Genomic DNA, 23,505 nt, shown 5'->3' with positions numbered 1-23,505 from the left:
TTGCCTCAAATTGAGGCTTGAAATTGGGCCCTGCAATGCCTGACCGAAACACCGGCCCAAGATCGCCGGACGAACGAGAGACCGATGTTGAACCTGATGCCCCATCGCCTGGCGCTCTGCCTATTCATGCTCTTCCAGACGGTCGGGCAGCAGCCCGAGGCAGCCGATCTGATGACCCATTGGAACTCGAAGGGCGAAACGGCAGCGCTTCAGGAGATTTCGAGCGCAGTCACTCGCCGCGGCGGCACCATGACCGTGGTGCATATGCCCACCAGCGTGGAGCTGCGCAAGACCTTCATGCGGCTTTATGGCGATGGCCGCCCACCTGCGGCCCTGCACTGGTATCAGGACGGCGACACCAAGCATTTCATCGAACTCGGCATGTTTTCCGAGATCAATGCGCTGACCCCGACATCAGGCTGGAGCGATGTTCTGGCACCGGTGGTGTTGGACCGCATCAGCCACAAGGGCAAGATCCATTTCGTCCCCGTCGGCGTGCATGTGGAAAACTGGCTCTGGGTCAACAAGGCGGTCCTTGCCGACCACGGTCTTGCGCTGCCGAAGAGCTGGGCCGATATCGTCGCGACCGCACGCCGGCTCAAGGAGCAGGGCATCGAGCCGCTGGTTGTCACCGACGATGACTGGGTGCGCGCCATCCTGCTGCGCGCCGTGCTTGCAGACTTGATCGGCCCGCCGGACAAGGCCAATCAGCGACCGGACTGGCAGGCCGTGTTGCAGCATCCGCGCCTCAAGGAGGTCGTCCAGACGCTTGTGGATCTCAATCCGCTGTTGTCGCGCGACAAGAGCAAGCGCAGTTGGAGTGAGGGGGCCAGTGACTTGATCGAGGGCAAGGCAGCGTTTTACCTGATGGGCGACTGGCTGAAAGGCGAGCTGCCGCCGGTCGGCGATAACCGCCGCGATCAGATTGCCTGCCTCGTGCCGCCCGGCAACGACTGGCTCCTGACCGTTGTGGTCGACAGTCTTGCCTTTCCGCCTTCGGCGAATCCCGAAATCAGGATGGCGCAGGCACAGATCATCGCGGCGACCATGGACCCCAAGGTGCAGGTGGCCTTTTCCAACATCAAGGGTTCGATACCGCCCCGGCTCGATACCGAAACCGGCGATCTTGATGACTGTGCGCGGCTGGCCCTGTTCAAGATTGCCGATCCGGCAGTGAGCACCTATCAACTGGAGCCACATACCGATTCCCCAACGGCTGCGGTGCGGTTCTGGATGGCACTCGACGATGCGCTCTGGCAACCCGGGATCACGGTGGATGAGGTCCTGGCCACTCTGCGCCGTGTCGAAGCGGAAAGTCGGTGAACGTGGCTGGGGCGCCATGACCAGAACCTGGGACCGTCGGCACCAGAAACCGATGCCTTACCGCCTGGCGACGCCCTACCGGGGACCGCGACAGGGGGTTCTGTCCGATCCGGGCAAAGGTCAATCCATCCCAATCACGGTGGCGGTTGACGAGGGTGGCGTTCTGCCTGAACGACTGAACAGAAGGTCTCCGGGCTCATCGCAGACCACATCTCATTCAAGTGCTGATCCCTGCCCCGGCCCCCGTTTGACAGGGCAGTCAAACAGCGAAGCATGGCTCCCTATTCCTTGATGATCGCCGATACGAAGCGAGGTCTTGCAACAGCCGCTTCGGCAAAGGTCATGTTGGCAAAGCCCAGATAGCTGCTGAAGGGTTTGTGAGTACCGAAGCTCTCGACATAGATGACGGTATCCGTGGAGGACATTGCCGGCAACCCGGCATTTGAAAGCTTCTGTTTCGGGATCAGATCTGGGTCACCCTTCTCAACCGTCCAGACAGAAATGTAATCCTTGCCGTTGAAGGTCACACTCGATATCCGCATGGCTTTGCCTGCTGCCTCAACGTTGAGGAGGCCCGAATAGACATCGAAGACCTTGGTCAGATAGGCATCAGAGACCACCGTCTCGCGAGAGATCAGATCAGAGACGATATGCGTTGCCTGAACCTGCCGCCAGTATTCGCGGTAAAGATCAAACAGGGTAATAGTACCGAGAAAAAGCAGGATCAGCATCGGAATCAAAAGTGCGAATTCGACGCCAGCCGTCCCGCTTCTGTCGCCGACCAACCCCTTCATCATATGGCTTCCGTCACAAAGGCAAAACGGGCCGTTAGTCGCAACCCGCCAGATGCGTCAAGCGGCAGGGACAGGGCGACACCCAATCCGGGTGTCAGGGGATCCACAACAAAACAGGCACGACCAAAAACAATCTCATTGCCACTGCCGGGATTGAACTTGGTCACGGGAGTGGCAGCGTTCGCCCTGTCGATACAAGGAGTCTGATCCGAAGGGATATCGGACTTCTGTCCAACGGGAGAAAGCTCGAAGATCAGGTTTTCTTCACAGTTCTTCAAGATGCTGGCATGCTCACACACTGACGCCTTGAAATCCTTCGCCGACACGGTCCCGGCGTTAACCTGCATGGATCTTGCCGTACGATTGACAGCCGATTCCAGCACCATGGACTGTGTCATGACCCAACCCATTTCGATTGCCGAAAACAGCAAGGACAAGAAGAGAGGCGCGACAAGGGCAAATTCGACAGCCGTTGATCCCCCGCGGTCTGTGGCGAGCCTGCACCAACGGGAACGAAATTTCGACCCTTTCGCCATCACTGGGTCAACCGAAGCTTGTTGAGGGTCGTCGATATCGACTTGAAGGCATCTTCAATGGCAAGGCCGCTCACCTTGTAAAAATGTGCCGCGGAGCTGGCACACTTCTTCATTTGAGCCTCTGCCGTGCTGTTCACCTCAAAGCCAATTGTAAAGACGGTAATATTCTTGTCCTTTGCCTGCTGGCATGCAGCCTCGAAACGTTTGACCGCCTCATTGGCGGCGTAGTCGCGTTTGTTGTTCGGTGGCAGCTTGAACGGATCGCGATCTGGGTCTCTGGGGCTGAATTGATCGGAAATGGCACCATCTGTCATCAAAACGATGTATTTGACGGTCTCGGTGTCATCGAATGCTGCAGGACGATCCTTGAATTCTTCCGCCATGACGCCGCCTTTCACAGCAGCCTCCGTGATTTTCCTGGACCCCGGATCCAGCAGCCAAAAACCCCATTGCATGGCATTATGCGTTCCGGTTCCGTCATGCATCACCATTTCATCGATCCTGCTTTTCAAGAAGGCAGCATCATTTGAATGATATGTAATGGATGTCGTTTCATCGGGACATCACCACCAGTTCATGTCCGTACGCCCAAAGTTCCAGTTCGTGTAGTGAGCAACCTGGGGACGCTTGCTGAAATCCGGTGCAGAGCCATCGTGGTCATCCGCCGTCAGGGCAAAACACGAGCTGTAACCATGCATACGCGCCGAGCTTCCACCAAGGCGATTGAAAACCTTTTCTCCGATATTCACCTGCCCCGCATATGGAACGATACTGATCGTCGTATGCTTGGCTGCCTCATCTGTCAGAACCTGGTCGATGAACGCCTTGGCCGCATTCTTGAGTTTGCCGATACGGTCATTGGTGATCATCGAGCCCGACATGTCGAGCATCAGCGATAATTCGATATTGCGCTTGGCTTCACGGGCTTCCGCCGAAGCGACGACCGTGAGCTCGTCAATACCAATCAACGGGAGAAAATAGGTTTGCATTTTGTATTCAGCCGTCACTGATACCTGGCGGGCATTCAGAGACAGGTCGGCCTTCTTGCTCAGCGCAACGGCATCACCGAAATCGAGCGCCTTGACATAGTCCGACAGCGTGGCTTCGAAATCCTGAGTTTGTGTCAGGGAGGCTGCGGCAAGCACACCCCGGTCGACGGCATCCTGCAGCTGCACCCGCATCAGTTCATGCCGGCCGATGTCGAGGGCGCCTCCGCACAGAATGATCGGAATGGGAATGGTAAGTGCGAACATGATCGCAACATTTGCATTCCTGTCTTTGACAAACGACATCAGACGATCGAGCTGCGTAATCAACGTCCGTCTTAGACGCAAATGATTTAATAGGCGCTAATTGTTCAATTAAGATTTTCTGCACTTTCCGTGACAGGCCGCCTGCAGCTGAACCGCTTGACCGGTCTGATGCCGGACAACTCACCCGGCGCTTTAGCGTATGATTTCTTCATCAGAGATAACCCTGTCCCGGACCAAGCGAGCTTGCTGGGGCTGCCAGGATAGCGACTTGCCGGTTATAACAGATAACTAAATAAAGATCCGCTTCCTTTAGCGTTTTCTATATTATCGCGAGGCACCGTGCAGGCACACAACCTGCAGACAGTCGACGTTGCCGATCACATCAGGTCTGAAGGTGGAGCAGCACGTGTCGCGGGAGGGCATGGTCAGCATTGGTGGCAACACCAAAAGCGTTTCGGATGAGACGCGAAGCCAACTGGTTGAGGACGCCTCCCTCTACGTCGACGTCCGGATCTTTGAAAGCGGTACGCTGATCGCGGGTCATCGCGTCTTGCAGGGTCATAAACGGCGCTTCGTTCACCAGGATCATCGCGGACCCGTTCAGCGACAACACTGGCCGGAGACGCGCCAGGGCTCCCATGTCGCCAAGCTCAGCATCGCAATTGTCCTTTAGCGACCGCTCGCCTTAAACACGTGATATCAGGCTCGTAGTTTTCCCGCACCATCGGCAGTTTCTCGGCCGTCAACCAGCGATGGCGGCGCTCACGGTCGGATAGCACTTCCATCTTGGAGATGTGACAGGTCGTGAAGGGCATATGACTTCCAACATTTGACGAATGGGAGACGGTGTCCGCGGACTTGGGAACCCACCACACGAGGTTTCACTCGGGCAATCCTTAAGGAAGATGCTGATCAATCAGGTGATCATTGTCCATAGGATCATCATCGCTTCCAGCGCTGACCGTTCGTGCAGCGTAAGCCGTGGGTGACCATCATCGTGATCGGCGAGGCAGCCCGCCCACAGAAATCAAAGCGCGGCGGCCATGCTTTTGAAACCAATCCTGAGCCTTCGAAACACCACATTGACAGTTTGAAGAAGCGCTTGAGCTTCGGAACCGCAACAGCGTCACGGTAGGGCTGCAGAAGCAGCCCTTCATGACGGAAGTCTTGCCAAACTCAAGTCAGTCATCAAGCTGCCTGGGCATGGTGATCTGCCCCGACCTTCGACAAACGTGTATTGCCTTCAGCACTTATGATGCCTTGATCCGCGCTTATGTCGAAACGCGATACAAGCGAAAAGAGTGCTTCAGCTTCCCTGGAAAGCGAATGACTTGCTGCCGTGGACTCTTCAACCATGGCAGCGTTCTGCTGGGTGCTTTGATCGAGCATCGCAACAGCACTGTTGACCTCACGCAAGGCAGCTGCCTGTTCTTTGGCTGCATCAACGATTGCGGCCACATTGCTGCTGACAAGCTTGACCTGCGAAATAATCTCGCGCAGGGCGTTGCCCGTATCCGAAACAAGTTTCACGCCCGTCTGGACCTGGTCTCCCGAGCGTGAAATCAGCAGTTTGATCTCCTTGGCAGCCGTCGCCGAACGCTGGGCAAGTTCTCGGACCTCCTGCGCCACCACGGCAAACCCCTTGCCGGCTTCACCGGCTCGGGCAGCCTCGACACCGGCATTGAGTGCCAGCAAGTTTGTCTGGAACGCGATCTCGTCGATAACGCTGATGATGCTCGAAATCTCCTGCGAAGAGGTTTCAATCTGCTGCATGGCATCAACCGCTTGGCTGACGACGTTCCCGGACAGTTCTGCTGCGGCGCGCGTATCGCGCACCAGGACCCCGGCCTCTTCGGCGCGACGACTTGAATCATTTACGGTTTGAGTGATCTGCTCGAGAGCGGCCGCCGTCTCCTCGACGGAAGCTGCCTGCTGTTCGGTTCGCCTTGAAAGATCGTCGGCTGCACTTCGGATCTGGTTTGAACCGGAAGCAATCGCCTCGGCATTCTGTCCAACACTGCGGATGGCACCTTCCAAAGTTTCCATCGCGGCATTGAAGTCGAGACGGACCTGGTCAAGCTTCGGGACGAAAGCCTGGCTTAACCTGAAGTTGAGCTTGCCTTTCGACAATTCCTCCAATGCCTGACCGAGGCTTACCACGGCAAAGCGGATTTCCTCTGCCTCGAGCGCCTGTTGACGTTCCCGCTCAAGGCGTTCCCGTTCGACTTCGCTCTGGTTCTTGTGCGCCTCGCCTTCGAGCCGCACACGTTCAATCGCATTGTCGCGGAAAACCGCCACTGCCGAGGCCATAAAACCTATTTCATTGTTGAACCCTATGCCGGGGATCTCGGTCTGAAGCCGATTGTTCGCCAATTCGCCCATGGCATTCGTCATGCGAGCCAATGGTCGCGTGAGACTGTTGGAGATCAGGTAAGCGGCCCCGACCGATAGCGTGAAACCACCCAAACCCAGCAGAAGAAGCCACTTTGCCGAGCGTTCCTTGGAGGCCAGGATTTCCGACTGTATCTCGCCCTCGATCGTCCCAAGGGAGGTTGTCAAACTGTGGATTTCGCTGGACGCGGCTCCACCATTGGCGTCCATCACCCTGGAGGCGATTTCGTTTCTCTCGGTGATTACCTCATAGACGTTACGCAGCGCCAGATCATAAGCCGTCAGGCTGGCTCCAACATCGTCTATCTCTACCTGCAAGGTCTCGTCCTGGACGGCTTTGCGGAGCAGGCCAAGCTCCTGCTGAGCGGCCTCCGCCGCGTCTCTGGCCGCTCGGAAATCCTCCTCACGATTGTTGAGAAGATATTTGTTCGCCTGAAGCCTGAGCGTTGTAAGCGATACCCGCAACCGATCGATGTCAGCGCCCGAAGAGGCTTCAACGGTCCGACCCACAGAGCCGGCCAGTTCAGAGACAGCGACCTGTATCGCCGGACCGATTACATCCAGTTGTTCATTGACCAGCTGATCTCGCTGTGGCTCCAGAGCCTGAAAGCGCGTGAACCCGCCACGATAGGCGTTCACCCGCTCTTTGAGCGTGGTCATATATTGGCGAACTTCATCAGAAGGCGTCGATGCAATGATGGTGTCTGCGAATTTTTCGGCCGCTGAAAGATTGTCAAAAACAGTCTGCCGTGCCGTATCGTCGTCCTGGAACCTGTATTTGAGGAAGGCCACGCGGGCACTGAGGATATAGGATTGCATCTGCTCGGCGCCAACCCAAAGATCCGAGTTGGACGCATATCTGTTGAACTCCTCGGTGCTGCGCTCGGCAGTCCAGAGTGACAAAAGCACGGATGCGGCGAGGAGCGAGATAACAAATCCGAATCCGGCATAGATTTTGTGGCTCAGGCGCATGCGATCAAACATGAGTATGACCTCATCGAGTGGTAGTAGGATTTTTTCAAGAAGGAAAATGGAAGCCGCGCATTAAATATGTATTTAAATAAAAGACGTACGTATTTATACGCTTAACATACATACAGTTTAAGTCCTTGCTGCAAATTAACAGAACAACAACCTTCATTCCCCTAGATTTATTGCAATCCCTACAAGTTCTGAGGGGTACGAGGCCGTTTTGAACGTTTTCTCACCAAGAGTATGAGTGCCAACTGCGCGATTTTTGCCATTGCGTTCACCCAATCGTGTATTCAACGATGATCAAGTTGAACCGGGCACTGCTCCCATTCTGCTGCGTTTTGACGCGTCGGGCGCAAAGATCCTCGTACACCATCCAAACCCTGCAGGCCGCCGGGTGGTGATGATCGACGCCTCTGGCGCGGCGTTTGACTTCTCGGCGTCCGTTCGCAATCTTCTGCATCGACCGATGCCTTGCGAAGGTCAGCTCGACGAGCCAACGGCGCAAGCAGCACCTCGAAGCCTTCGACCTTTTGTGGATGCGTTGTGATCTCGATCGTCCACCGCCCGATCTTCTTCAGCCGTCGCTGTCTTTTGTCGCGAGCGCAACCAGCATCGGTAAAGACATGCAGCGAACAGGACCAGCATTGGCATGCGGTTTTCAGGAGACCGGGGCACCGTCACGATCCTCGATGCCGGCATTGTGCGCCATGAGGCCGACCATCTTGCCGGGTGTATCGAGGATGATCTGGCGCTTGCCGCCTTTGGCTTTACCAGGCATCCCAGCGCCGCGCGCCGCAGCTTTCCGTGGTTTCCACGCTCTGCCTGACAATCAAACCAGCTGTCAGACTTGCTTTCCGCGTTCCCGCTCCCAGGCCTCCATCAGGGGATGATGATTGATGCCTGACCAGGCGACGGTACCCGCCATTCATGGACATTGTGCTGGACGGTCGAGTGGGGCGGGTAACCCTTCGGCGGCATGCGCCAAAGACAGCCGGTCGTGGCGATCTCCAGGGGTTCTCTTGCGCCTGCAGGCGCCCGAAACTCTCCACGGCAGGAAAAGGCGAGGTGTTTTGCGAATGAATGTTACCAAAGCGGAGATTGCGTCGTATTGATACCGTATGACACACCCTCGACGGCAAATTGCAAGCTGGACCTGGAGGTGTTTCACTCAAACCCAACGAATTCACGCTCTTGTCTTGGCGATCGTCCAAATTTTCGTAGGTATTCCCTCGAAAATTGTGCCGAGCTTTCGTATCCAACACCGAATGCGATTTCCGACACTTTCGCACTGGAAGTCTTAAGCGCATCCCGCGCCCGGAGCAGGCGCAGGTCCTTCTGATATTGCAGCGGAGATGTACCAGTCACTGCCTTGAATTGCTCGAAAAATGCCGAACTGCTCATTCCGACATCTCGGGCCAGTTCCTTGACGACGATGGTCCTGGCGAGATTCGTTTGTATCTCCTGCGTGGCCTGAAAAATGCGACTAGCCGCGCTCTCATGCCACAGCAGCTTATGTAGTGTCTCCCCGTGCGGTCCAATCAGCAATCGGGCGTGGATTTCTCGGACGGTGATCGGGGCCAGCAGTCGTCGCTCCAGGTTCGTTTCACAATGCCTGAGATAGCGACGAATGGCGTCCTCGATCTGATCATCGGTGTTGCACAAATGAATCGAAAACGGCTCCGAAGGTCGGGCGCCCGAGGCGGGTAATGCAGCCGGCGCCAGCGAGCGGAGCAGGTCGAGGTCAAGCGGGAAGACAAGGGCAACGTAGGGCAAATCCGGCGCTGCTTCGGTAATCCGCGAGACAACCGGCAAGGTATGGCTGACGATCAGCGACTGGCCGGCGCGCACGGTTATCGTCTTCGCATTGGTCCCCACGTCCTTGGCTCCCTGTAGGATGAGGCAAAGCAATGGACTGTAGACGGTTGCATTTTGGCTGGTGGGAGCCTCGTGGCGCAGGAGGTGAATGCCGCTAACCTCATGAAACAACGCACCCTGACGTAACCCTGACTTATCCAGCAAGGACGACACTTGGTTCAGAAGTGCTTCCTGCGTCATGGAAATCTCCGTTGGTCTGCTGCGATGCATAGCATGGCGACGAATGCAAATTTAGAAAAATCCTCACAGATAGAGGATTGTGCAAGAAAATCGGATAAATCGTAAAGATTGCCACGGCGTCACTGAGTATCGTGTCCCTATCGATACGAAGGGATCGCAGAGATGAAAAATGTTCTCATTACAGGTATTGCAGGTGGCTTTGGCAAGCCCACGGCCCTGGCTCTCCTGGCAAGGGGCAACGTCGTCGCCGGAAGCGTCCGTAGTCGCAGCGGAAAAAATGCCGCGACAGTCGCAGAACTCGAATCAGCGGGCGCTAAGATCGTCGAATTGGACGTGACCGACTCGGCCAGCACCGAGCGCGGCGTATCTGATGCCATCTCGCAGCTCGGCGGGCTCGATATCCTGTTCAACAATGCCGGCATTGGCTCCTATGGTATCCAGGAACTGATGTCTCCCGAGGACATGGCACGGGTATTCGACGTCAATGTCATGGGCGTTCAACGGGTCATGCGGGCGGCGTTGCCGCATCTGCGGGCGCAGGGGCGTGGCACCATTCTCTATACTTCGAGTTTGATCGGGCGGATTGCAACGCCCTTCTACGGCACCTATTCGGCATCGAAATGGGCACTGGAAGCCATGGTCGAATGCTATCGGACGGAGCTTTCCGGGTTCGGTATCGAGTCCTGCCTGATCGAGCCCGGCGCGATGCCCACCGCTTTCTTTGATGGTATGGTCGCTCCGAACGATCCTGCACGCGAGACCGAGTATGGTGACTTCGCCGGAGTGCCGGCGATCTCCAGCGCCGGGTTGGCCGGGATGCTCGCGGCGACGCCCGAGCAGCGTCCGGAGCGCATTGCGGAAGCAATCGTCGCACTCCTGGATCTGCCCTTTGGGAAGAAGCCTTTTCGCACCGTCGTCGACTATGTCGGCGTCGGCCCTGAGATCGAGCGCTACAACGATGTGCTCCACGGCGTCACGCGGAACGTCTTCACCAATTTCGGCATCGAGCAGATGCTCGATTTGAATGCTTGAGGAGGCATAGATGAAAACCATTTTGATCACAGGGGCCTCTTCGGGCATCGGCCTGGCAACGGCGCGGCACTTTCAGGCAAACGGTTGGAACGTCATCGCCACGATGCGTGCTCCGTCCGAAGACAGCGCGCTTGCCAATCTGGACAATGTGCTGGTGACGCGGCTGGATGTAACAGATGCGGTCTCAATCCCGGCGGCGGTGGCGGCGGGCATTGAGAGGTTCGGTAAGATCGACGTGCTGCTTAACAACGCGGGCTACGGCGCTTACGGTGCGCTTGAGGCGTTCACGATGGAGCGTATCCGGCGGCAGTTCGACACCAATGTTGTCGGGCTTCTTGAAGTGACCAAGGCCGTTCTGCCCCATATGCGCAAGAATCGTTCCGGTACGGTCATCAATATCTCTTCCATAGGCGGTCAGATCACCTTTCCCCTCGGCACCCTGTACCACGGCACCAAGTTCGCAGTCGAAGGCCTGTCCGAGGCCCTGCACTACGAGCTCGAACCGCTTGGCATTCGGGTGCGCATTGTCGAACCCGGCATGATCAAGACGAACTTCGGCGGCCGGTCTTTCGATTTCGCAATTGATGAAGACCTTTCGGACTATGCACCGACTGCCGAGGCTATGGGACGCCTGTTCGGCAAATTGGCTTCAAATCCTTCCGCGCCTGAAATAGTCGCGCAGGTTATTTGGGATGCCGCGCATGAGGAAGGAGATCGTTTGCGTTTCCGCGCAGGAGAAGATGCCGACCGTTTGTTGGACGCGCGAAAGAGCCAGGATGATGGAACCTTCATCGGCGGCATCAAGACGTTAATGAGCGGTTGAAACAAGGTTGGCCAGGTTCCGCATTGCCGGCCAACTGGTTCCTGCTCGGCAGAGGTCCGATCTCCACACTTTATGGACCTAGTTCAATTGGAGCGAATGGCAGCCCTTTCAGGGACCCCTGTCTTCATAAGCGATCGATAGCGGGGAGCATTGCAAAGACAATTGGCGGAGCCGGGCCGCTGGGAACGGCCAGCCTTGATACAAGGGGGCCTGAAAACACTGTCATTGAGTATGGTAGCCGGGTGTTCTCAACGAAGAAATCCGCTCTTCAAGCGATTGTCTGCGGCCTGCTGCCTATTCCATTCTGTTTGCGGCCCGCACGGAAACGAAAACCTGAAGGCAGGCTAACAGTAGGATCGCCAGCGCCATGATTGGAGCGCCGCCAATCAGACCGATGCCGCCACCGAACGCCGTCAGCAGGGCGATGGCGATATAGGGCCGCGCAGAACCAGGCTTTGCATCGCCAGGTCGCGAAGCGACCGCCACCAGTGTGACGCCGAACATCGCCATGGCAGCCGCCCCACTATAGAGCCACGGCTCGGCGCCATGCGGATGGGTGTGGTGGGCCATGAACAGCGTGCCTGCCGCCATGCCGGCGATTCCGAGATAAAGCGGGATATGGCCATAGGCCCACAGGCGCAGTTTCTGGCCCGAAGCCGCATCAGCCACATGCCGTTCGGAGGAACCGCGGGCGCGATGGAAATAGCCGGTCCAGAACAGGAAGGCGAGTGCCGTGCCGCAAGCTGCTACCGCCAACCCCTCACCGGTAAGGTGCCCTGCATGATCAAGGCCATGCGCGGCAGAGGCAAAGCTCTCTCCAAGCAGGATGATCGTAAACAGGCCGAAACGCTCCGGCAGGTGTTCGGGATGCGGCGGTGCGCGCCATGTTTCCTTTGCCACGATAAAGGGCGACACGACATCGAGCGCGAAAGCTGCAATCCAGAGCATGAGGCGTGTGTCGGGATCGACAAGTACGGAGCTTGTCCAGGCGAGCGCCTGCAGACTGTAAATCGCGGCGTACAACTTTACGAGGCGGTCCAGACCCGCCCGATGCGATTGAGACAGGTAGGACATGGCAAGCAGGGCCTTGAAGGCAGCGATGCCGAGCGCGAAGGCTCTAACCCGTTCGCCAAAGGCGTCTCCTGTGCCATAGGCGACAATTACCATGGCCAGCATCTGGGCTAAACCGGTCAGGCGCTGATGAAGCCTGTCCTCGTCGAACCGGGTGGCGTGGAAGGTATGTCCGAGCCAGAGCCACCACAACACGAGAAACAGGAAGGCGAATTCGACGGCGCCGGCGAGAGTGTAGTGTTCGCCGAAACGGGAGGCCAAGCCCGCCACCGCCGTCACGAAAACGAGGTCGAAGAACAGTTCGAACCACGTCGTCTTGCGGCCTTCGGCATGGGCGACGGACAGCAGGTGCGCGGGCTTGTCGGTCATGGGATGTACCCTTCGGGTCCGGTTCAGCGGCCAAGCGTCTCGACGACGAGTTGCGCCGCCGCGCCGCCGGAATATTGCTGCTGGCCGGTGATCAGGTTTCCGTCGCGGATGGCGAAGGGCTTGAACATGGAATCGACGATGAAGTTCGTGCCCTCGATCTTTTTCGCCTCCTCCTCAATCCAGAAGGGCTGGATCTTCTGGCCGACAAAGGCATCGGCATAGGCTTCCTCGGAATTGGCAAAGCCAGTCCAGGTCTTGCCCTTCACGAGCAGGTCGCCGTTGGAGAGCGTTGTCTTCAGGAGCACACAGGTGCCGTGGCAGACGATGGCGACAATCTTGCCTGCTTCATAAGCCTTGGCGACAAAGGCATGCAGGTCGGCATCGTCGATCATGGTCACCATCGGCGATTGACCGCCGGCGAGGAAGATCGCGTCGTAGCCGTCAAGGCTGACCTCGGCGATGGATTTGGTGCCCTTCAGCTTTGCCGAATGGGTTGCGGACTTCTTGAAGCCGAGCGAGATCAGATCATGGGCGGAGTAGCCCGATTGATCTTCCGGATCGGAGAAGCCGTCGGCCTGCAGGTCGCCGCCCTTGGGCGATATGATATCGACCTCATAGCCGGCTTCCGTGAAGACCCAATAGGGGTGGGTCAGTTCCGCCCACCAGAAGCCGATCGGCCAGCCGGTGGTTGGCGATGTGCCCGGATTGGCAGCGATCATCAGAACTTTCTTCTTGCCGTAAGTGTCAATGGCAGCAGTCATGGTGTTTCCTTTCTAGAGTGTCTTGGTCTTGGGGTCGATGAAGCGGGTGATCATCGGTGTCAGACGCGGCATGATGACGTAGGTCATCAGTCCGACCTGGATTGTCACGGTGACGAGCACGCGGAGTGCAATTGGCCAACCGGTCATGAAGGGGCCAAGCGCCATGCGATGCGGTGATGGCTGCGGCACTTTCGTATCCGCTGGCGGATCGAACCAGAATTCCAGGCCGGTCATGCGCTCCCAGGCGGCATCCGCGTCAAACAGCGGCTCGGCTTCGTTCAACATTTGCATGCGGAAATCGGAGCGCTCAAAGGCATCGAGACGGTCGATGCTGTCAAACCGGAACACGCTGCGATAGGCACCATTCGCGCCGGGCCGATGGAATTCCGCGCCGAGATAACCAGAAAACCGGCTGGCCGCACCTTCGGTCAGTCGTTTGAGCCAGGCCTCATAGTCGGCTTCGCGGCCAGGCTTGACCTTGCGGCGCAGAACAATGGTGACGGGATCGCTCATGCCGTTACCGGTGGCAGGTCGTACCAGTCCGGCTTCGATTGCTCCCAGAGGTTCTTAATGATGTGTTTGCCTGTAGAACCGTCGATCAGGCCAGCAGAGATCAGCCATCGTCCTGCCGGTGTGACTTCCTTCAGGACTCGACTTCCGCATGTTCTGCAAAAGGCGCGGCGCGAACTATTCGAAGACTGGTACCAGACCAACGCTTCATCGCCTTCGAGTGTCACGTCCTCAATTGGTGAAGCGATGAACGCATTGTAGTTTCCGTGCATCTTGCGGCAGTCCAGGCAATGGCAGGCGAGAACGCCCGCTGCAGAACGCGGCAGTGCAAGCCGGATACTGCCGCAATGGCATGCACCTTCAAGCCTGTCACCCATCTTGATTCTCCTTTCGGGAAACGGCGGCAAAGGCCCAGTTTCGCCCCTTGCCGCGCAAGAGGGCCTGATTGATCCAGACCAGGGCATAGGGTTCGAGAATGCGCGCCCTGGTGATGTCGCCCGCATCGAAAGCCTCGAAGCCAAGGTCTGTCAGCAGGGCCGCAACCTGCGTCTTGGCAATATCGTCATTGCCTGCCATGAACATGACTGGTCGCAGCGGAAGGCCGGACTTGTCCGCCATAACCTCCGCGCCAACCTGATTGAGGGTCTTCACCACGTGGGAAGAGGGCAACCAGCCCTGGACGATTTCGCCGCCCGAATTCGAATGGCCGACGGTCAGGCCAAGCGAACCATCGACCATGCCGAGCGGGTTCGTACAGTCGATGACAATCTTGCCTGACAGGTCACCCAGTGCCTTTACGGCCGTTTCGGCCGCCGCCCATGGCAGGGCCAGGATGACGATGTCCGCCGCGGCCGCAGCGTCTTGTGGACTGGCTGTCCTGGCACCGGCTGCAACGGCCAATTCCTGCGTCGCGGCGGCCTGCGGGTTGCGCACGCCAAGCGTCACCGAATGGCGCTTGCCCTTCAGGCCGTACGCGATGGCGCTGCCGACATTCCCTTTTCCAATGATTGCGATACGCATGCCATGGCTCCACTTGCCTGTCTTGGAGGTCAGTGTTAAAGCGGCGTGACATTGAATGAAAACGAATATGGTTCATGTCAGATATCGATGAAATAAAACTGAGGAGACTGGACCTTACCGTCCTGCTGGTCTTTCTCAACCTGATGCGCGACCGCAAGGCGGTGTTGGTCGCCGACCGCATGGGCCTGACGCAATCGTCGATCAGCCACGCCCTGAAGCGGCTCCGGGATACGTTCGGCGACGCATTATTCCTCAGGAAGCCGCATGGCATGGAGCCCACCGCCGTCGCCATTCGGCTGGAGCCGCAGATCAGAAAGGCGGTTGATGCGCTCAACGGCGCCCTCGCATCGCCCGAGTTATTCGATCCGGCAAGCGCATCCGGCGTGCTGAGGCTCGGCGCCTATGACAGCGAGATGGCCGTACTGATTCCGCAACTGGTTGCCCGCATTCAGGCTGAAGCGCCGGGACTGAAGTTGGCAGCGCGGGCCCTTGGTCGCCGTGATGCGCTCGATGCCCTTGAGACGGGCGAACTTGATCTTGCCATTGGCTTCTTCTGGGATCTGCCAGCCACCGTCCTCGCCACCCCGCTGAATGAGGAGCGATACCTGACCGTGGCAAGACGTGGTCACCCCCTTTTTGAGGAAGGATTTAGTCTCAGGCGATACCTCACTGCCCGCCATCTGGTTGTCTCACCCAACGGAGATCTTTCCGGCATTGTGGACCGATCGCTGGAGAGACTTGGAAAGACTCGCAATGTCGTTTGCGCCGTCCCGCAATTTTTCCCAGCCCTGGCAACACTTGCCGCCAGCGATCTGGTGGCAACGCTCCCCGCAACGCTGGTCCGACAATTCTCAGCCTCCTTCGACCTTGATTGCCGCGAGCCTCCACTTGAAATCCGCCGCTTTACCATATCGCTCGTGCGTCACCGGCGAAACGAGAAGAACACGAAGCTGGACTGGATTGGCGACATCATGAGAGACCTTGAGAGCGACCGCTATCAGAGAGCGCCGGATTGATTGTCCATTGCGACAATGGGCGCGGTCGCTGACTGTTCGGCGGCCCAAACAGAGCGATTGCTATCGGTAAGGCGAAAGGCTTTGCCCAAACGACGGAAACGTGGAGGGCTTCGGATGCACCAAGGCGTGGGAAAGCCTTTCATGCATGAACTTGCGGTAGGTGTCGCTGCGATTTGAAGCTCTTCATGATCCGTTCTCGTCGCCGGACTGGCTGATGCGGGTTCTAACTGCGCAGGCAAATGATAAACTTCGGGATCTGCTGGGAGCAGCTTTTCGACAGCCTGAAGCAAACATGCTACCGCTATTCAAACCAAAACCGCCCCTCCTGCGGACCGCGCAGCCCCGGCGAAGTTCAGTGTCTCGTCTCTGGGATCAACTTCTTGATGCCGTGTTTAAGCATTATGCGGGTCACATCGTGATGATCGGAGGCTCCTGCGTTCGCGTTCCCCAGCACGGTGCCAACGCTCAAAAGGGGGCTCTGCCGATCCTTGCACGGGTTGTTCCCGTGGCGGCCTGCCCCCAAAAAATCCATCCGCTCCTCGATGCCGATGGACGGCCAGGTTGGCTGTCGTCGACTGAAGGCCACACTGCTGACGCTGCCATGGCCGAAAGCTCGCTCAGCGGGTTGCAGCCTGGGACAACGCTTCTTGCGGACATGGCGTGCAACACCCAAGCGATCCGCCACTTTCCCAGGCAACGGAAAGCCGCCGACGCCTCCTCGACCATTGCAGCATTGCGCTGCGTCGCCTTGTCCATGTCGTCGATCGCGCAATTGATCTCCTTCAATCCTGACGACTGTTCGCGATAGGCACCGGCAATAACGATGATTGCTTCGGCAATTTTGCCGATACGCTCTTAAATCTTCAAAAGCGCATCGCTCGTCTCGTTGACCAGGCTTACCAGTCTACTCCCCGCATTACGAGATCAGCGAAGAGGCCCTCACCTGGCTTGCCGAACGAACCGCCATATTGCTGGACCTCGTCAAGCTTGTCTGCACAGAACATCTGCAAAAGCTTGAGGCACGGATTGGTGCGGAGTAGCTCCGGCTTAGGCTGTCGTCTTCTGATCCTGCAGGGAATGCAGGTAGTCAGCAGCAGCCTGTGCCTTGGAGGCCGCCCGTAAGATGGCGCGGCTGTCCTCCTTCATGACGGCTAGGCAGCTTGCAAGGTAGGAGGAGCTTTCGGGCCTGACACTGGCTGTGACCCCAAGATCGGCTGAGAGGAAGCAGGCCGTGATTTCTGCAACGAGTTGCTCAAACTGATAGGCCTGATGGCGCCGGTCAGTGCTCTTCAACCGGTCAAGGCGCTGGTGTCAATGCCGCATGAATTTTCCCCAGAAATGCCGAAGTAAAATTCCCCAGTTATGCCGACTTCGGCATCAGAGCGACCGGGAATTTGTTTGCGCGAGGAAGGCATGGCCACAAAGCCCGGATAATCCGGGCGGCCATGTCGGGGAAATTCATGGGCGCGTCGATGCTGCACCTGACGCGACCCCTGTCAGTCCTCCGTCAAGACAGCAGGACAAGGCAAGGGAGAGTGGCAGGGCTGAGCACGCCCCAAGCACGCCATTGATCCGACACACCTCCACACTGGAGGCAATCCGGCTTGAGGTCAGGCCATGGCATGGGTGAAGGTTGCACCATGGCGCACAACCTGCCTGGGCGCGCCTTGCCGAAGGACCGCAATGCCAACGGCATCAAAGCCAGATGGCAGGCTCCTGCTCTCTGTCAAGGCCGCACGGGAACTGTCCGGCTCAGGCTGTCCGTCTCATGACCTGAGGCTTGCATCAGGGGATCAGGAACGCTATCGGGGAACTGGCGGACGGACAATCACGAGCGGGCCTCATGCGGCGGCCCGGGAGACATGACCATGTCAAGCCGCAGGGGTGAACTGACCCGCAGCCAGATCGATCGCGACTGGCCCCACAGCCACACAGCATGGGCGATGATCTCGGCGAGAAAACGATGGCGACGGTAAAGTGGATCGCGGTCAGTCATGGCCGAGAATCCCATATTGAAGTCCACGCTTCGTTAAGTTGACGATGCCACCTCATTGCCTCAGCTCCGCAAACGAGCTTGGAGCGAGACATGCCCCTTCTTCCTAAAGAGGAAAACTTCCAATGACAGTTCGACAACTGAATGCGGGTAACTGGCTTAATCCCCCTGCAATCTATACTCAGTCCGATGAGGAACTCACGCTTGAGACGGGGTCACAAACTGATTTTTGGCGGGACACGCTCTACGGCTTCCGGCGAGACAATGGGCACGCGTTCCTGACTGGGGTAGACGGCGACTTCACCGCTTACCTTACGTTCAAAGGAGACTTCCAGGCACTGTACGACCAGGCAGGGCTGATGTTGCGCCAGGACGAGGCTCATTGGATCAAAGCGGGTATCGAAGTCACCGACGGGATGCTCAACATGTCGGTCGTTGTTACGCGACAAACATCGGATTGGTCGACTTTTGGCCTGCCGACGTCTGAACAATCGCATCGACTACGGATCACGCGGAAAGGCGCCGCCGTCATCGTCCAGTTCCGCAACGTGCGGAGCCGATGGCAGCTGCTACGAGTGGCAAATTTTCCCGAGGGGCCGGCGCAGCTTGGACCGATGGCTTGCTCGCCCCAGCGATCCCAATTGAGGGTCACCTTCACCGAATTTCATATCACACCGCCTGTCGAACAGGCGTTGCACGACGAAACCATTGCGTAAGGCGTCCCGGTGCTAAATTTACTCAAGAGAAATACACTGCGGATGGGAGGGGTGGGTTCAGCAAGCTGATCTTTCGCTCAGCTACCGCTGACACCGCACAGCTTCGTTGGTTGGTCACGCCTCCCCCGCCGCTCTTTGCGATTAGATTTCAAGCGGCGGCGGCAGGTGGGCTAAGAGGTCGCTTTTGCCCGTTACGGCGGCGATCCCTCCCAGAGCAAAGGCAAAGAGATGCTCTGCCAGTTTTGTCGCTGCGACAGGCTCCTCTGAGAGAGCGGTGTAACTGCGCAACATGACATCTGGGTCTCCTAACAGAACCGCATCCACGGGCGACAGAATGCTTAAGACGATCCTTGCGACACGAGGATCGTCTTCTGGCCAGCCAGCGATTTCCGCTACCAGACGGCGGGCGGCGGCTCGCTTGGGGAGCATTTCCCGATCCTCCAGAATGTGGAACGCAGGTGACGGAGCTTGGAACTCTCGTCTCAGTATCCGAAGCGCCCAGTTCGTCTCGTCTAGAGAGGTCACCGATTTGACTGCCAGGTCTATCAAGGCGCGCAACTTGGTCGCTGCATGACCCGGACCGCCTTCAATCTCGATAAGTTCGTCAAGCCCTACGATTTTTGCATGGGCAGCGGCCAGCACCTCTGCATACAAGGTCTCGAACCCGCCGAAGTGATAGTTGATCGCAGCAACGTTCGCGCCTGCGCGAGCCGTGATTTGACGTCCGCTGGCGCGATCAAAGCCGTGTTCGGCGAATATCTCACACGCGGCGCGCAGCAATTGCTCGCGCGTTGCGGCGCCATCCTGGCGGCGAGGACTCGAAGGTGGGATCGTGCTCATCGCTTCTCCAACTATTCGCGCGCGCCGAAAATGTCAAACATGCGATTGAAACATATGTTTGAATTTGTAATAAGGCGCGCTTTCAATTCGCCGACCCTCCTTGTTGCGAATCTAGAGTTCTGGAGCTCACCCCAATGCTGGTACAAGTTAGACCCTATGCCCCCCTCACCGACCTCGAGCCCTGCCTGAAAATCTGGCGTCAGGCTTCAGAAGTAGGTCACCCTTTTCTCAGCTCGGAGAAGCTCGATGCTGATGCCATCAAAGTCAGAGAGATCTACATGCCGAACGCGGAAATCCTTGTGATCGAGGTTGGTAAGAAGATCGCCGGATTTATTGCCCTCATCGGAGACTTCGTGGGGGGCTTGTTCGTCGACCCCGAGGCTCATCGGATGGGGATCGGACGACGTCTGGTAGATGCGGCCAAGCAGTCACGAGCGGAGCTCACGGTCGATGTATATGCCCAGAACGAAAACGCTATAAGCTTCTATGGGGCGGTGGGGTTTCGTGAAATCGGACGAAAGCCAACCGACGACCAAGGGCGCCCCCACCCCTTGATAGTCATGAAGCTCGGCGAAGAGGGCTCCGCGATCGCCTGAGGGGTGCACTTGGACCGGAAGGAAGTAACGCGTAGCCTGACTCTTGAAGGAATCTGAAGTCGCGGCCCTCATTTAATGTCGGGACCTTCTGCCGTAAATTCAGCGAGTTAGAAGCAAGATGAATTGCATCAACCGAAATTTTAAGGCGTACCGCCTATGGGTTTAGCGCGTTATTGAGGTCATGCAATCCGACCATCAGCATCATGGGGTCGGAAGGAGAAGAAAGGAAGCCGACGGCCTCATAGAAGGCTCGTGCGTCATCTGAAATCGCATGAACGAGCATACCTCGAATGCCAAGTACTTCCGCAGCATTGAGCAGTCGCAGGCCCGCGTCGCGCACCAACGCCCTGCCGATACCACGCCCCTGGTAGGATTGATCAATGGCGAGGCGACCAAGCACAGCGACCGGGATTGGATCAGGCATATTGCGCCGAAAACGACCAGGAGCTTCCGGCTGTTTGACGGCGCCGGAAGCGAGCGCGTAATAGGCGATGACGCGGCTCTCCTCGCACACCACGAAGGTCCGCGATGCGCCGCTCGTTTGATTAGAACGAGCGCGACGTCGCAGCCAGTCGTCCAGTTCGATGACCCCGGAATTGAACTCAGCCAGCTCATGATGATCCGCCAGGGGTGCCGGTGCGCTGAGGGTCACGCCTCATCCCACGGTGCTTTGGTCGACATGGTGCGTGCTAAACGCTCGTTGGGCTGCGTGGGTGCATCGAGCCGGGCAAGGTATTCAGCATAGATTTCCGGGTCTACCGTAAAGATAGTGCGGTCGAGGAGTACCTCCTCGGCTCGGCGCTCGGAAGCCTCCAACATGAAATCCGTGCGCGTCTTACCAAGCAACTCAGCGGCTCGATCAATCAAGTTGCGGCTCGCAGGCTTGATGCGCATATTCAGTGGTACGCTTGCATCCGAGCTTTTGCTCGTGTGTGAGGTCGGCATGGCAAACTCCTGTTTGCACCTATATAGCGTAACGACAATATCTTTACAAGATCTCCGTAAAGACACTGTCGTTACACCGTGCGTGGAGGCGTCGTCTTAACTGATTTTGAGACGCGATAGTTCCTTCGTGTAGAATTTTACGCGTCAATTAACAAAGCGATTTCCCGCCAAGTTGCGATGGCGTGGGCCCGAAGCTGGCGATGATCGGCGGCGGTTAGATGTTTGCGGTGAAGAAGGAAGAGATTGGCGATCTGGCCATGAGTTGAGACAAAGCGCTGGCATTGCCGCGCCGACTTGAAGCGCATCATGCGTCGCTCTCGTCGCCGCACGGCAAGATGTGAATTCTCGGCGCGATTATTGATGCCCTTGTGGGACCGATGCTCGACGCCCGGCATCAATTCGGCCTTTGCTGCAGAGTAGGACCGCATCTTGTCGGTGATCATGACCCATGGGGTGGTACCCTGAACCTTGAGCAGCTTGCGCATGAGCCGCAGGGCTGCCCGCTTGTTCCTCCGGCTTTGCAAGAGAGCATCGAGGACGTAACCGTTGGCATCGACGGCACGCCATAGCCAGCATTTCTTTCCCTTGATCGTCACCACCATTTCATCGAGCTGCCACTTGTCGGCAAAGTGGTCTCGTGAGCGGCGGCGGAGTTGATGAGCAAACTTCTGGCCAAACTTTGCCGCCCACTCTCAGACTGTCTGGAATGAGACGTTGATGCCGCGTTCCGCCAAAAGATCCTCAACGTCGCGGAAGCTGAGCGGAAACCGATAATAGAGCCACACGGCATGGGCAATTATCTCAGCGGGAACGCGGTGGCGTCTGAAATGGGCAGGTGGGGCTTCGGTCATGACAGCCCGAATATCAAGCCGATCCCAACCACGCGGTTAAGGCGACGCCTCCCTACGGCCGCTTTCTGCCGCAGGATAAGGCGGCCCTTGCCGCCCGGATTTTGAATCAGGTATGGGAAGCGGCATAGGTCCCGGCCCTGCCTTGATGGATATAGCACCAAGTGCTATATAAAGCGATGTCAGAACGAGTGTTCAAAACCGCGTGGTTTGCCAAGGCAGCGAAGAAGGCGCGCATTTCAGACAAGGCTCTGTCGAAGGCGATCCGTCAGGTTGCTCTCGGACAGGCCGACGACCTTGGCGGAGGCGTCTTCAAGAAGCGGTTGAACGACAACATGCACCGATCAATCGTTCTGGCAAAGACCCGGGAGTTCTGGGTGTTTGCCTATCTCTTCGCTAAGAAGGATCGGGCGAACATCGAGGACGACGAGTTGGTTGCGTTTCGAACGCTCGCCGATCTCTATCGGCGCAAGACGAAGGGCGACCTCGACGCTGAAATCGAGAGCGGTGCATTGCTGGAGGTGGACCATGACAACTAAGCGCAAGTTCAAGAGCGATGCATTTGAGGCGATCCATAGCGCGGTCGAGGGTATGTATGCCGCTGGCACCATCGACAAGGAAACCATGAGAACCTTCGATGAGGACTGCCTGGTCATTCCACGGGAACTGACACCTGGTGAGATCAAGGCACTGCGCGAGAACAATCATGTAAGCCAGCCGGTCTTTGCCCGCTATCTGAACACCAGCCAATCGACGGTCCAGAAATGGGAGACCGGCGCCAAGCGACCGAGCGGACCGGCGCTCAAGCTTTTGTCAATCGTGCAAAAACACGGGCTGCAGATGCTGGCATGAGAGGATGACGGTATCATGGGTCGACGACCGATCCCTCATTCGCTTGCTCCTGCCGGACCCGATCTCGTTCTCAACTCTGATGGCAGCATGCCTTCTGCCGCGCGGAACGCCCGAGAGAAGGCATCGACCGAAGCATAGCCGTAAATGTTCGCAACACGGGCAACGCGTTCTCCTGCCAAAAGGGCTTCACGTGCACATTCCAGGCGCCAGCGCCTGAGATAGCCCATTGGCGTCTCACCTACACAAGCGTTGAACGACCGCATGAAGGCGGCGCGCGACATGCCCGCGCGTTCAGCCAATCCCTCAATGTTCCAACGTCGCCCCGGATCACCGTGGATCGCAACCAGCGCCTTGGACAGCCGAGCATCAGCCAGACCGGCAAGTAGCCCGGTCTTCATCCGGCCGGACGCCAGTTCATCCCGCAAGACATGAATGATCAGAGCCCGCGCATAGGCCGCAAGCAACGCCTGCGCACCGCATCGGGGAGTGGTAGCCTCTTCGACCAACAGGCTCGCGAGGAACTGCATTTCCCCGGTGCACTGATAGGACTTGCCGCGCAAGGCTTGCAACGGTTTCGCCACACGACCTGGGTGGATGATCACTGTCACCGCAGCCACCTCACTCGAACCTATGGTGACGCGGGAGGCATCAGGAGAGATCGACAGGGCAGCATCGGGATCGGAGCCAATGCAGACGGAGACGATCGATAACCCATCAACAAGATGCGCAAGTCGATCAAGAATGCTTTGAGACACAACGAGACTCTCAGTCGGATAAATGGGATTC

Annotated in this window: 25 protein-coding genes, 1 tRNA gene and 4 pseudogenes; 11 read left to right on the top strand and 19 right to left on the bottom strand. The window is 57.6% G+C overall.

Going from position 1 to position 23,505, the window contains the following annotated elements:
• Positions 1-84 precede the first annotated feature (84 nt).
• A complete protein-coding gene (locus FE840_RS18285) occupies positions 85-1,323 on the top strand; it encodes an ABC transporter substrate-binding protein (RefSeq protein WP_138287413.1) in 1,239 nt (412 codons plus the stop codon).
• A gap of 3 nt (positions 1,324-1,326) precedes the next feature.
• Here FE840_RS18285 and FE840_RS18280 read toward each other — a convergent pair.
• From FE840_RS18280 to FE840_RS18260, 5 genes are all read right to left on the bottom strand, one after another.
• A tRNA-Gln gene (locus FE840_RS18280) sits at positions 1,327-1,401 on the bottom strand.
• A gap of 203 nt (positions 1,402-1,604) precedes the next feature.
• Positions 1,605-2,120 carry a TadE/TadG family type IV pilus assembly protein gene (locus FE840_RS18275; protein WP_138287414.1) on the bottom strand — a complete coding sequence of 172 codons (516 nt, stop codon included), beginning with the start codon at positions 2,118-2,120 and terminating at the stop codon, positions 1,605-1,607.
• On the bottom strand, positions 2,117-2,653 hold the full coding sequence (locus FE840_RS18270) for a TadE/TadG family type IV pilus assembly protein (RefSeq protein ID WP_138287415.1): 537 nt from the start codon (positions 2,651-2,653) through the stop codon (positions 2,117-2,119). The genes FE840_RS18275 and FE840_RS18270 overlap by 4 nt, the downstream gene beginning before the upstream one ends.
• A complete protein-coding gene (locus FE840_RS18265) occupies positions 2,653-3,144 on the bottom strand; it encodes a vWA domain-containing protein (RefSeq protein WP_138287416.1) in 492 nt (163 codons plus the stop codon). Before FE840_RS18265 ends, FE840_RS18270 begins: the two co-directional genes overlap by 1 nt.
• 72 nt (positions 3,145-3,216) lie before the next feature.
• Positions 3,217-3,906 carry a TadE/TadG family type IV pilus assembly protein gene (locus FE840_RS18260; RefSeq protein ID WP_171033702.1) on the bottom strand — a complete coding sequence of 230 codons (690 nt, stop codon included), beginning with the start codon at positions 3,904-3,906 and terminating at the stop codon, positions 3,217-3,219.
• 370 nt (positions 3,907-4,276) lie between these two features.
• Between FE840_RS18260 and FE840_RS18255 the strand changes: the two genes are divergently transcribed.
• Positions 4,277-4,579, top strand: a complete 303-nt coding sequence (locus FE840_RS18255; RefSeq protein ID WP_138287418.1) for a hypothetical protein — start codon at positions 4,277-4,279, stop codon at positions 4,577-4,579.
• A gap of 515 nt (positions 4,580-5,094) precedes the next feature.
• Here FE840_RS18255 and FE840_RS21080 read toward each other — a convergent pair.
• The gene (locus FE840_RS21080) at positions 5,095-7,281 is read right to left on the bottom strand and encodes a methyl-accepting chemotaxis protein (protein WP_171033703.1); all 2,187 of its coding nucleotides are present in this window, start codon (positions 7,279-7,281) and stop codon (positions 5,095-5,097) included.
• Between the two features lie 1,155 nt (positions 7,282-8,436).
• A complete protein-coding gene (locus FE840_RS18245) occupies positions 8,437-9,327 on the bottom strand; it encodes an AraC family transcriptional regulator (protein WP_138287420.1) in 891 nt (296 codons plus the stop codon).
• 162 nt (positions 9,328-9,489) lie between these two features.
• On the opposite strand from FE840_RS18245, the gene FE840_RS18240 reads away from it, so the two are divergent.
• Both FE840_RS18240 and FE840_RS18235 read left to right on the top strand, forming a co-directional pair.
• Complete coding sequence (locus FE840_RS18240; RefSeq protein ID WP_138287421.1) at positions 9,490-10,359, top strand: SDR family oxidoreductase; 870 nt, start codon at positions 9,490-9,492, stop codon at positions 10,357-10,359.
• A 10-nt stretch (positions 10,360-10,369) separates the two neighbouring features.
• On the top strand, positions 10,370-11,182 hold the full coding sequence (locus tag FE840_RS18235; protein ID WP_138287422.1) for an SDR family oxidoreductase: 813 nt from the start codon (positions 10,370-10,372) through the stop codon (positions 11,180-11,182).
• A 294-nt stretch (positions 11,183-11,476) separates the two neighbouring features.
• On the opposite strand, the gene FE840_RS18230 is transcribed toward FE840_RS18235, so the two are convergent.
• From FE840_RS18230 to FE840_RS18210, 5 genes are read right to left on the bottom strand one after another with little or no spacing between them, the layout of a single operon-like run.
• On the bottom strand, positions 11,477-12,622 hold the full coding sequence (locus FE840_RS18230) for a low temperature requirement protein A (RefSeq protein ID WP_138287423.1): 1,146 nt from the start codon (positions 12,620-12,622) through the stop codon (positions 11,477-11,479).
• A gap of 23 nt (positions 12,623-12,645) precedes the next feature.
• Positions 12,646-13,383 carry a type 1 glutamine amidotransferase domain-containing protein gene (locus FE840_RS18225; RefSeq protein WP_138287424.1) on the bottom strand — a complete coding sequence of 246 codons (738 nt, stop codon included), beginning with the start codon at positions 13,381-13,383 and terminating at the stop codon, positions 12,646-12,648.
• A gap of 12 nt (positions 13,384-13,395) precedes the next feature.
• The gene (locus FE840_RS18220; protein WP_138287425.1) at positions 13,396-13,896 is read right to left on the bottom strand and encodes an antibiotic biosynthesis monooxygenase; all 501 of its coding nucleotides are present in this window, start codon (positions 13,894-13,896) and stop codon (positions 13,396-13,398) included.
• Positions 13,893-14,270: a GFA family protein gene (locus FE840_RS18215; RefSeq protein WP_171033704.1), complete on the bottom strand. Its 378-nt coding sequence runs from the start codon at positions 14,268-14,270 to the stop codon at positions 13,893-13,895. The genes FE840_RS18220 and FE840_RS18215 overlap by 4 nt, the downstream gene beginning before the upstream one ends.
• Positions 14,263-14,946: an NADPH-dependent F420 reductase gene (locus FE840_RS18210; RefSeq protein ID WP_425502236.1), complete on the bottom strand. Its 684-nt coding sequence runs from the start codon at positions 14,944-14,946 to the stop codon at positions 14,263-14,265. Before FE840_RS18210 ends, FE840_RS18215 begins: the two co-directional genes overlap by 8 nt.
• 41 nt (positions 14,947-14,987) lie before the next feature.
• Here FE840_RS18210 and FE840_RS18205 point away from each other — a divergent pair, with 41 nt between their 5' ends.
• From FE840_RS18205 to FE840_RS20940, 3 genes and pseudogenes are all read left to right on the top strand, one after another.
• A complete protein-coding gene (locus FE840_RS18205) occupies positions 14,988-15,929 on the top strand; it encodes a LysR family transcriptional regulator (protein WP_138287428.1) in 942 nt (313 codons plus the stop codon).
• Positions 15,930-16,317: 388 nt separating this feature from the next.
• Entirely contained in the window at positions 16,318-16,737 is a 420-nt protein-coding gene (locus tag FE840_RS18200) for a hypothetical protein (RefSeq protein ID WP_171033705.1), read from the top strand.
• Positions 16,738-16,834: 97 nt separating this feature from the next.
• Positions 16,835-16,969, top strand: a pseudogene (locus FE840_RS20940) (nucleotidyltransferase); the annotation flags it as partial.
• Positions 16,970-16,976: 7 nt separating this feature from the next.
• Here FE840_RS20940 and FE840_RS18195 read toward each other — a convergent pair.
• Both FE840_RS18195 and FE840_RS21135 read right to left on the bottom strand, forming a co-directional pair.
• Positions 16,977-17,225 (bottom strand): annotated as a pseudogene (locus FE840_RS18195) (zincin-like metallopeptidase domain-containing protein); the annotation flags it as partial.
• A gap of 625 nt (positions 17,226-17,850) precedes the next feature.
• A pseudogene (locus FE840_RS21135) lies at positions 17,851-17,925 on the bottom strand (IS6 family transposase); the annotation flags it as partial.
• A gap of 122 nt (positions 17,926-18,047) precedes the next feature.
• On the opposite strand from FE840_RS21135, the gene FE840_RS18185 reads away from it, so the two are divergent.
• Positions 18,048-18,638 carry a DUF1349 domain-containing protein gene (locus tag FE840_RS18185; protein ID WP_138287431.1) on the top strand — a complete coding sequence of 197 codons (591 nt, stop codon included), beginning with the start codon at positions 18,048-18,050 and terminating at the stop codon, positions 18,636-18,638.
• A gap of 141 nt (positions 18,639-18,779) precedes the next feature.
• Here the strand turns inward: FE840_RS18185 and FE840_RS18180 are convergent, their stop codons facing one another.
• Positions 18,780-19,478, bottom strand: a complete 699-nt coding sequence (locus tag FE840_RS18180; RefSeq protein WP_138287432.1) for a CerR family C-terminal domain-containing protein — start codon at positions 19,476-19,478, stop codon at positions 18,780-18,782.
• 134 nt (positions 19,479-19,612) lie between these two features.
• Between FE840_RS18180 and FE840_RS18175 the strand changes: the two genes are divergently transcribed.
• The gene (locus FE840_RS18175; RefSeq protein ID WP_138287433.1) at positions 19,613-20,074 is read left to right on the top strand and encodes a GNAT family N-acetyltransferase; all 462 of its coding nucleotides are present in this window, start codon (positions 19,613-19,615) and stop codon (positions 20,072-20,074) included.
• A gap of 154 nt (positions 20,075-20,228) precedes the next feature.
• On the opposite strand, the gene FE840_RS18170 is transcribed toward FE840_RS18175, so the two are convergent.
• From FE840_RS18170 to FE840_RS18160, 3 genes and pseudogenes are all read right to left on the bottom strand, one after another.
• Positions 20,229-20,726, bottom strand: coding sequence for a GNAT family N-acetyltransferase (locus FE840_RS18170; protein WP_138287434.1), 498 nt, complete (start codon positions 20,724-20,726; stop codon positions 20,229-20,231).
• Entirely contained in the window at positions 20,723-21,019 is a 297-nt protein-coding gene (locus FE840_RS18165) for a type II toxin-antitoxin system TacA family antitoxin (RefSeq protein WP_138287435.1), read from the bottom strand. The genes FE840_RS18170 and FE840_RS18165 overlap by 4 nt, the downstream gene beginning before the upstream one ends.
• A 137-nt stretch (positions 21,020-21,156) precedes the next feature.
• A pseudogene (locus FE840_RS18160) lies at positions 21,157-21,870 on the bottom strand (IS6 family transposase).
• A gap of 176 nt (positions 21,871-22,046) precedes the next feature.
• Between FE840_RS18160 and FE840_RS18155 the strand changes: the two are divergent.
• A complete protein-coding gene (locus FE840_RS18155; RefSeq protein ID WP_138287436.1) occupies positions 22,047-22,406 on the top strand; it encodes a type II toxin-antitoxin system RelE/ParE family toxin in 360 nt (119 codons plus the stop codon).
• Positions 22,396-22,719 (top strand): helix-turn-helix domain-containing protein, encoded by a 324-nt coding sequence (locus FE840_RS18150; RefSeq protein ID WP_138287437.1) that lies wholly within the window; start codon positions 22,396-22,398, stop codon positions 22,717-22,719. The genes FE840_RS18155 and FE840_RS18150 overlap by 11 nt, the downstream gene beginning before the upstream one ends.
• Before the next feature lie 35 nt (positions 22,720-22,754).
• Here the strand turns inward: FE840_RS18150 and FE840_RS18145 are convergent, their stop codons facing one another.
• On the bottom strand, positions 22,755-23,474 hold the full coding sequence (locus tag FE840_RS18145) for a helix-turn-helix transcriptional regulator (protein WP_138287438.1): 720 nt from the start codon (positions 23,472-23,474) through the stop codon (positions 22,755-22,757).
• Between the last annotated feature and the right edge of the window lie 31 nt (positions 23,475-23,505).

Source organism: Peteryoungia desertarenae, from assembly GCF_005860795.2.
Lineage (GTDB): Bacteria > Pseudomonadota > Alphaproteobacteria > Rhizobiales > Rhizobiaceae > Allorhizobium > Allorhizobium desertarenae.
The sequence above is the reverse complement of the archived record's forward strand: the minus strand, read 5'-3'. Positions and strand labels throughout refer to the sequence as shown.

Coding starts and splice junctions, on each gene's coding strand:
- FE840_RS18285 (WP_138287413.1), top strand. CDS start 85: ATGTTGAACCTGATGCCCCATCGCCTGGCGCTCTGCCTATTCATGCTC.
- FE840_RS18275 (WP_138287414.1), bottom strand. CDS start 2,120: ATGATGAAGGGGTTGGTCGGCGACAGAAGCGGGACGGCTGGCGTCGAA.
- FE840_RS18270 (WP_138287415.1), bottom strand. CDS start 2,653: ATGGCGAAAGGGTCGAAATTTCGTTCCCGTTGGTGCAGGCTCGCCACA.
- FE840_RS18265 (WP_138287416.1), bottom strand. CDS start 3,144: ATGGTGATGCATGACGGAACCGGAACGCATAATGCCATGCAATGGGGT.
- FE840_RS18260 (WP_171033702.1), bottom strand. CDS start 3,906: ATGTTCGCACTTACCATTCCCATTCCGATCATTCTGTGCGGAGGCGCC.
- FE840_RS21080 (WP_171033703.1), bottom strand. CDS start 7,281: ATGTTTGATCGCATGCGCCTGAGCCACAAAATCTATGCCGGATTCGGA.
- FE840_RS18245 (WP_138287420.1), bottom strand. CDS start 9,327: ATGACGCAGGAAGCACTTCTGAACCAAGTGTCGTCCTTGCTGGATAAG.
- FE840_RS18240 (WP_138287421.1), top strand. CDS start 9,490: ATGAAAAATGTTCTCATTACAGGTATTGCAGGTGGCTTTGGCAAGCCC.
- FE840_RS18235 (WP_138287422.1), top strand. CDS start 10,370: ATGAAAACCATTTTGATCACAGGGGCCTCTTCGGGCATCGGCCTGGCA.
- FE840_RS18230 (WP_138287423.1), bottom strand. CDS start 12,622: ATGACCGACAAGCCCGCGCACCTGCTGTCCGTCGCCCATGCCGAAGGC.
- FE840_RS18225 (WP_138287424.1), bottom strand. CDS start 13,383: ATGACTGCTGCCATTGACACTTACGGCAAGAAGAAAGTTCTGATGATC.
- FE840_RS18220 (WP_138287425.1), bottom strand. CDS start 13,896: ATGAGCGATCCCGTCACCATTGTTCTGCGCCGCAAGGTCAAGCCTGGC.
- FE840_RS18215 (WP_171033704.1), bottom strand. CDS start 14,270: ATGGGTGACAGGCTTGAAGGTGCATGCCATTGCGGCAGTATCCGGCTT.
- FE840_RS18205 (WP_138287428.1), top strand. CDS start 14,988: ATGTCAGATATCGATGAAATAAAACTGAGGAGACTGGACCTTACCGTC.
- FE840_RS18185 (WP_138287431.1), top strand. CDS start 18,048: ATGACAGTTCGACAACTGAATGCGGGTAACTGGCTTAATCCCCCTGCA.
- FE840_RS18180 (WP_138287432.1), bottom strand. CDS start 19,478: ATGAGCACGATCCCACCTTCGAGTCCTCGCCGCCAGGATGGCGCCGCA.
- FE840_RS18175 (WP_138287433.1), top strand. CDS start 19,613: ATGCTGGTACAAGTTAGACCCTATGCCCCCCTCACCGACCTCGAGCCC.
- FE840_RS18165 (WP_138287435.1), bottom strand. CDS start 21,019: ATGCCGACCTCACACACGAGCAAAAGCTCGGATGCAAGCGTACCACTG.
- FE840_RS18155 (WP_138287436.1), top strand. CDS start 22,047: ATGTCAGAACGAGTGTTCAAAACCGCGTGGTTTGCCAAGGCAGCGAAG.
- FE840_RS18150 (WP_138287437.1), top strand. CDS start 22,396: ATGACAACTAAGCGCAAGTTCAAGAGCGATGCATTTGAGGCGATCCAT.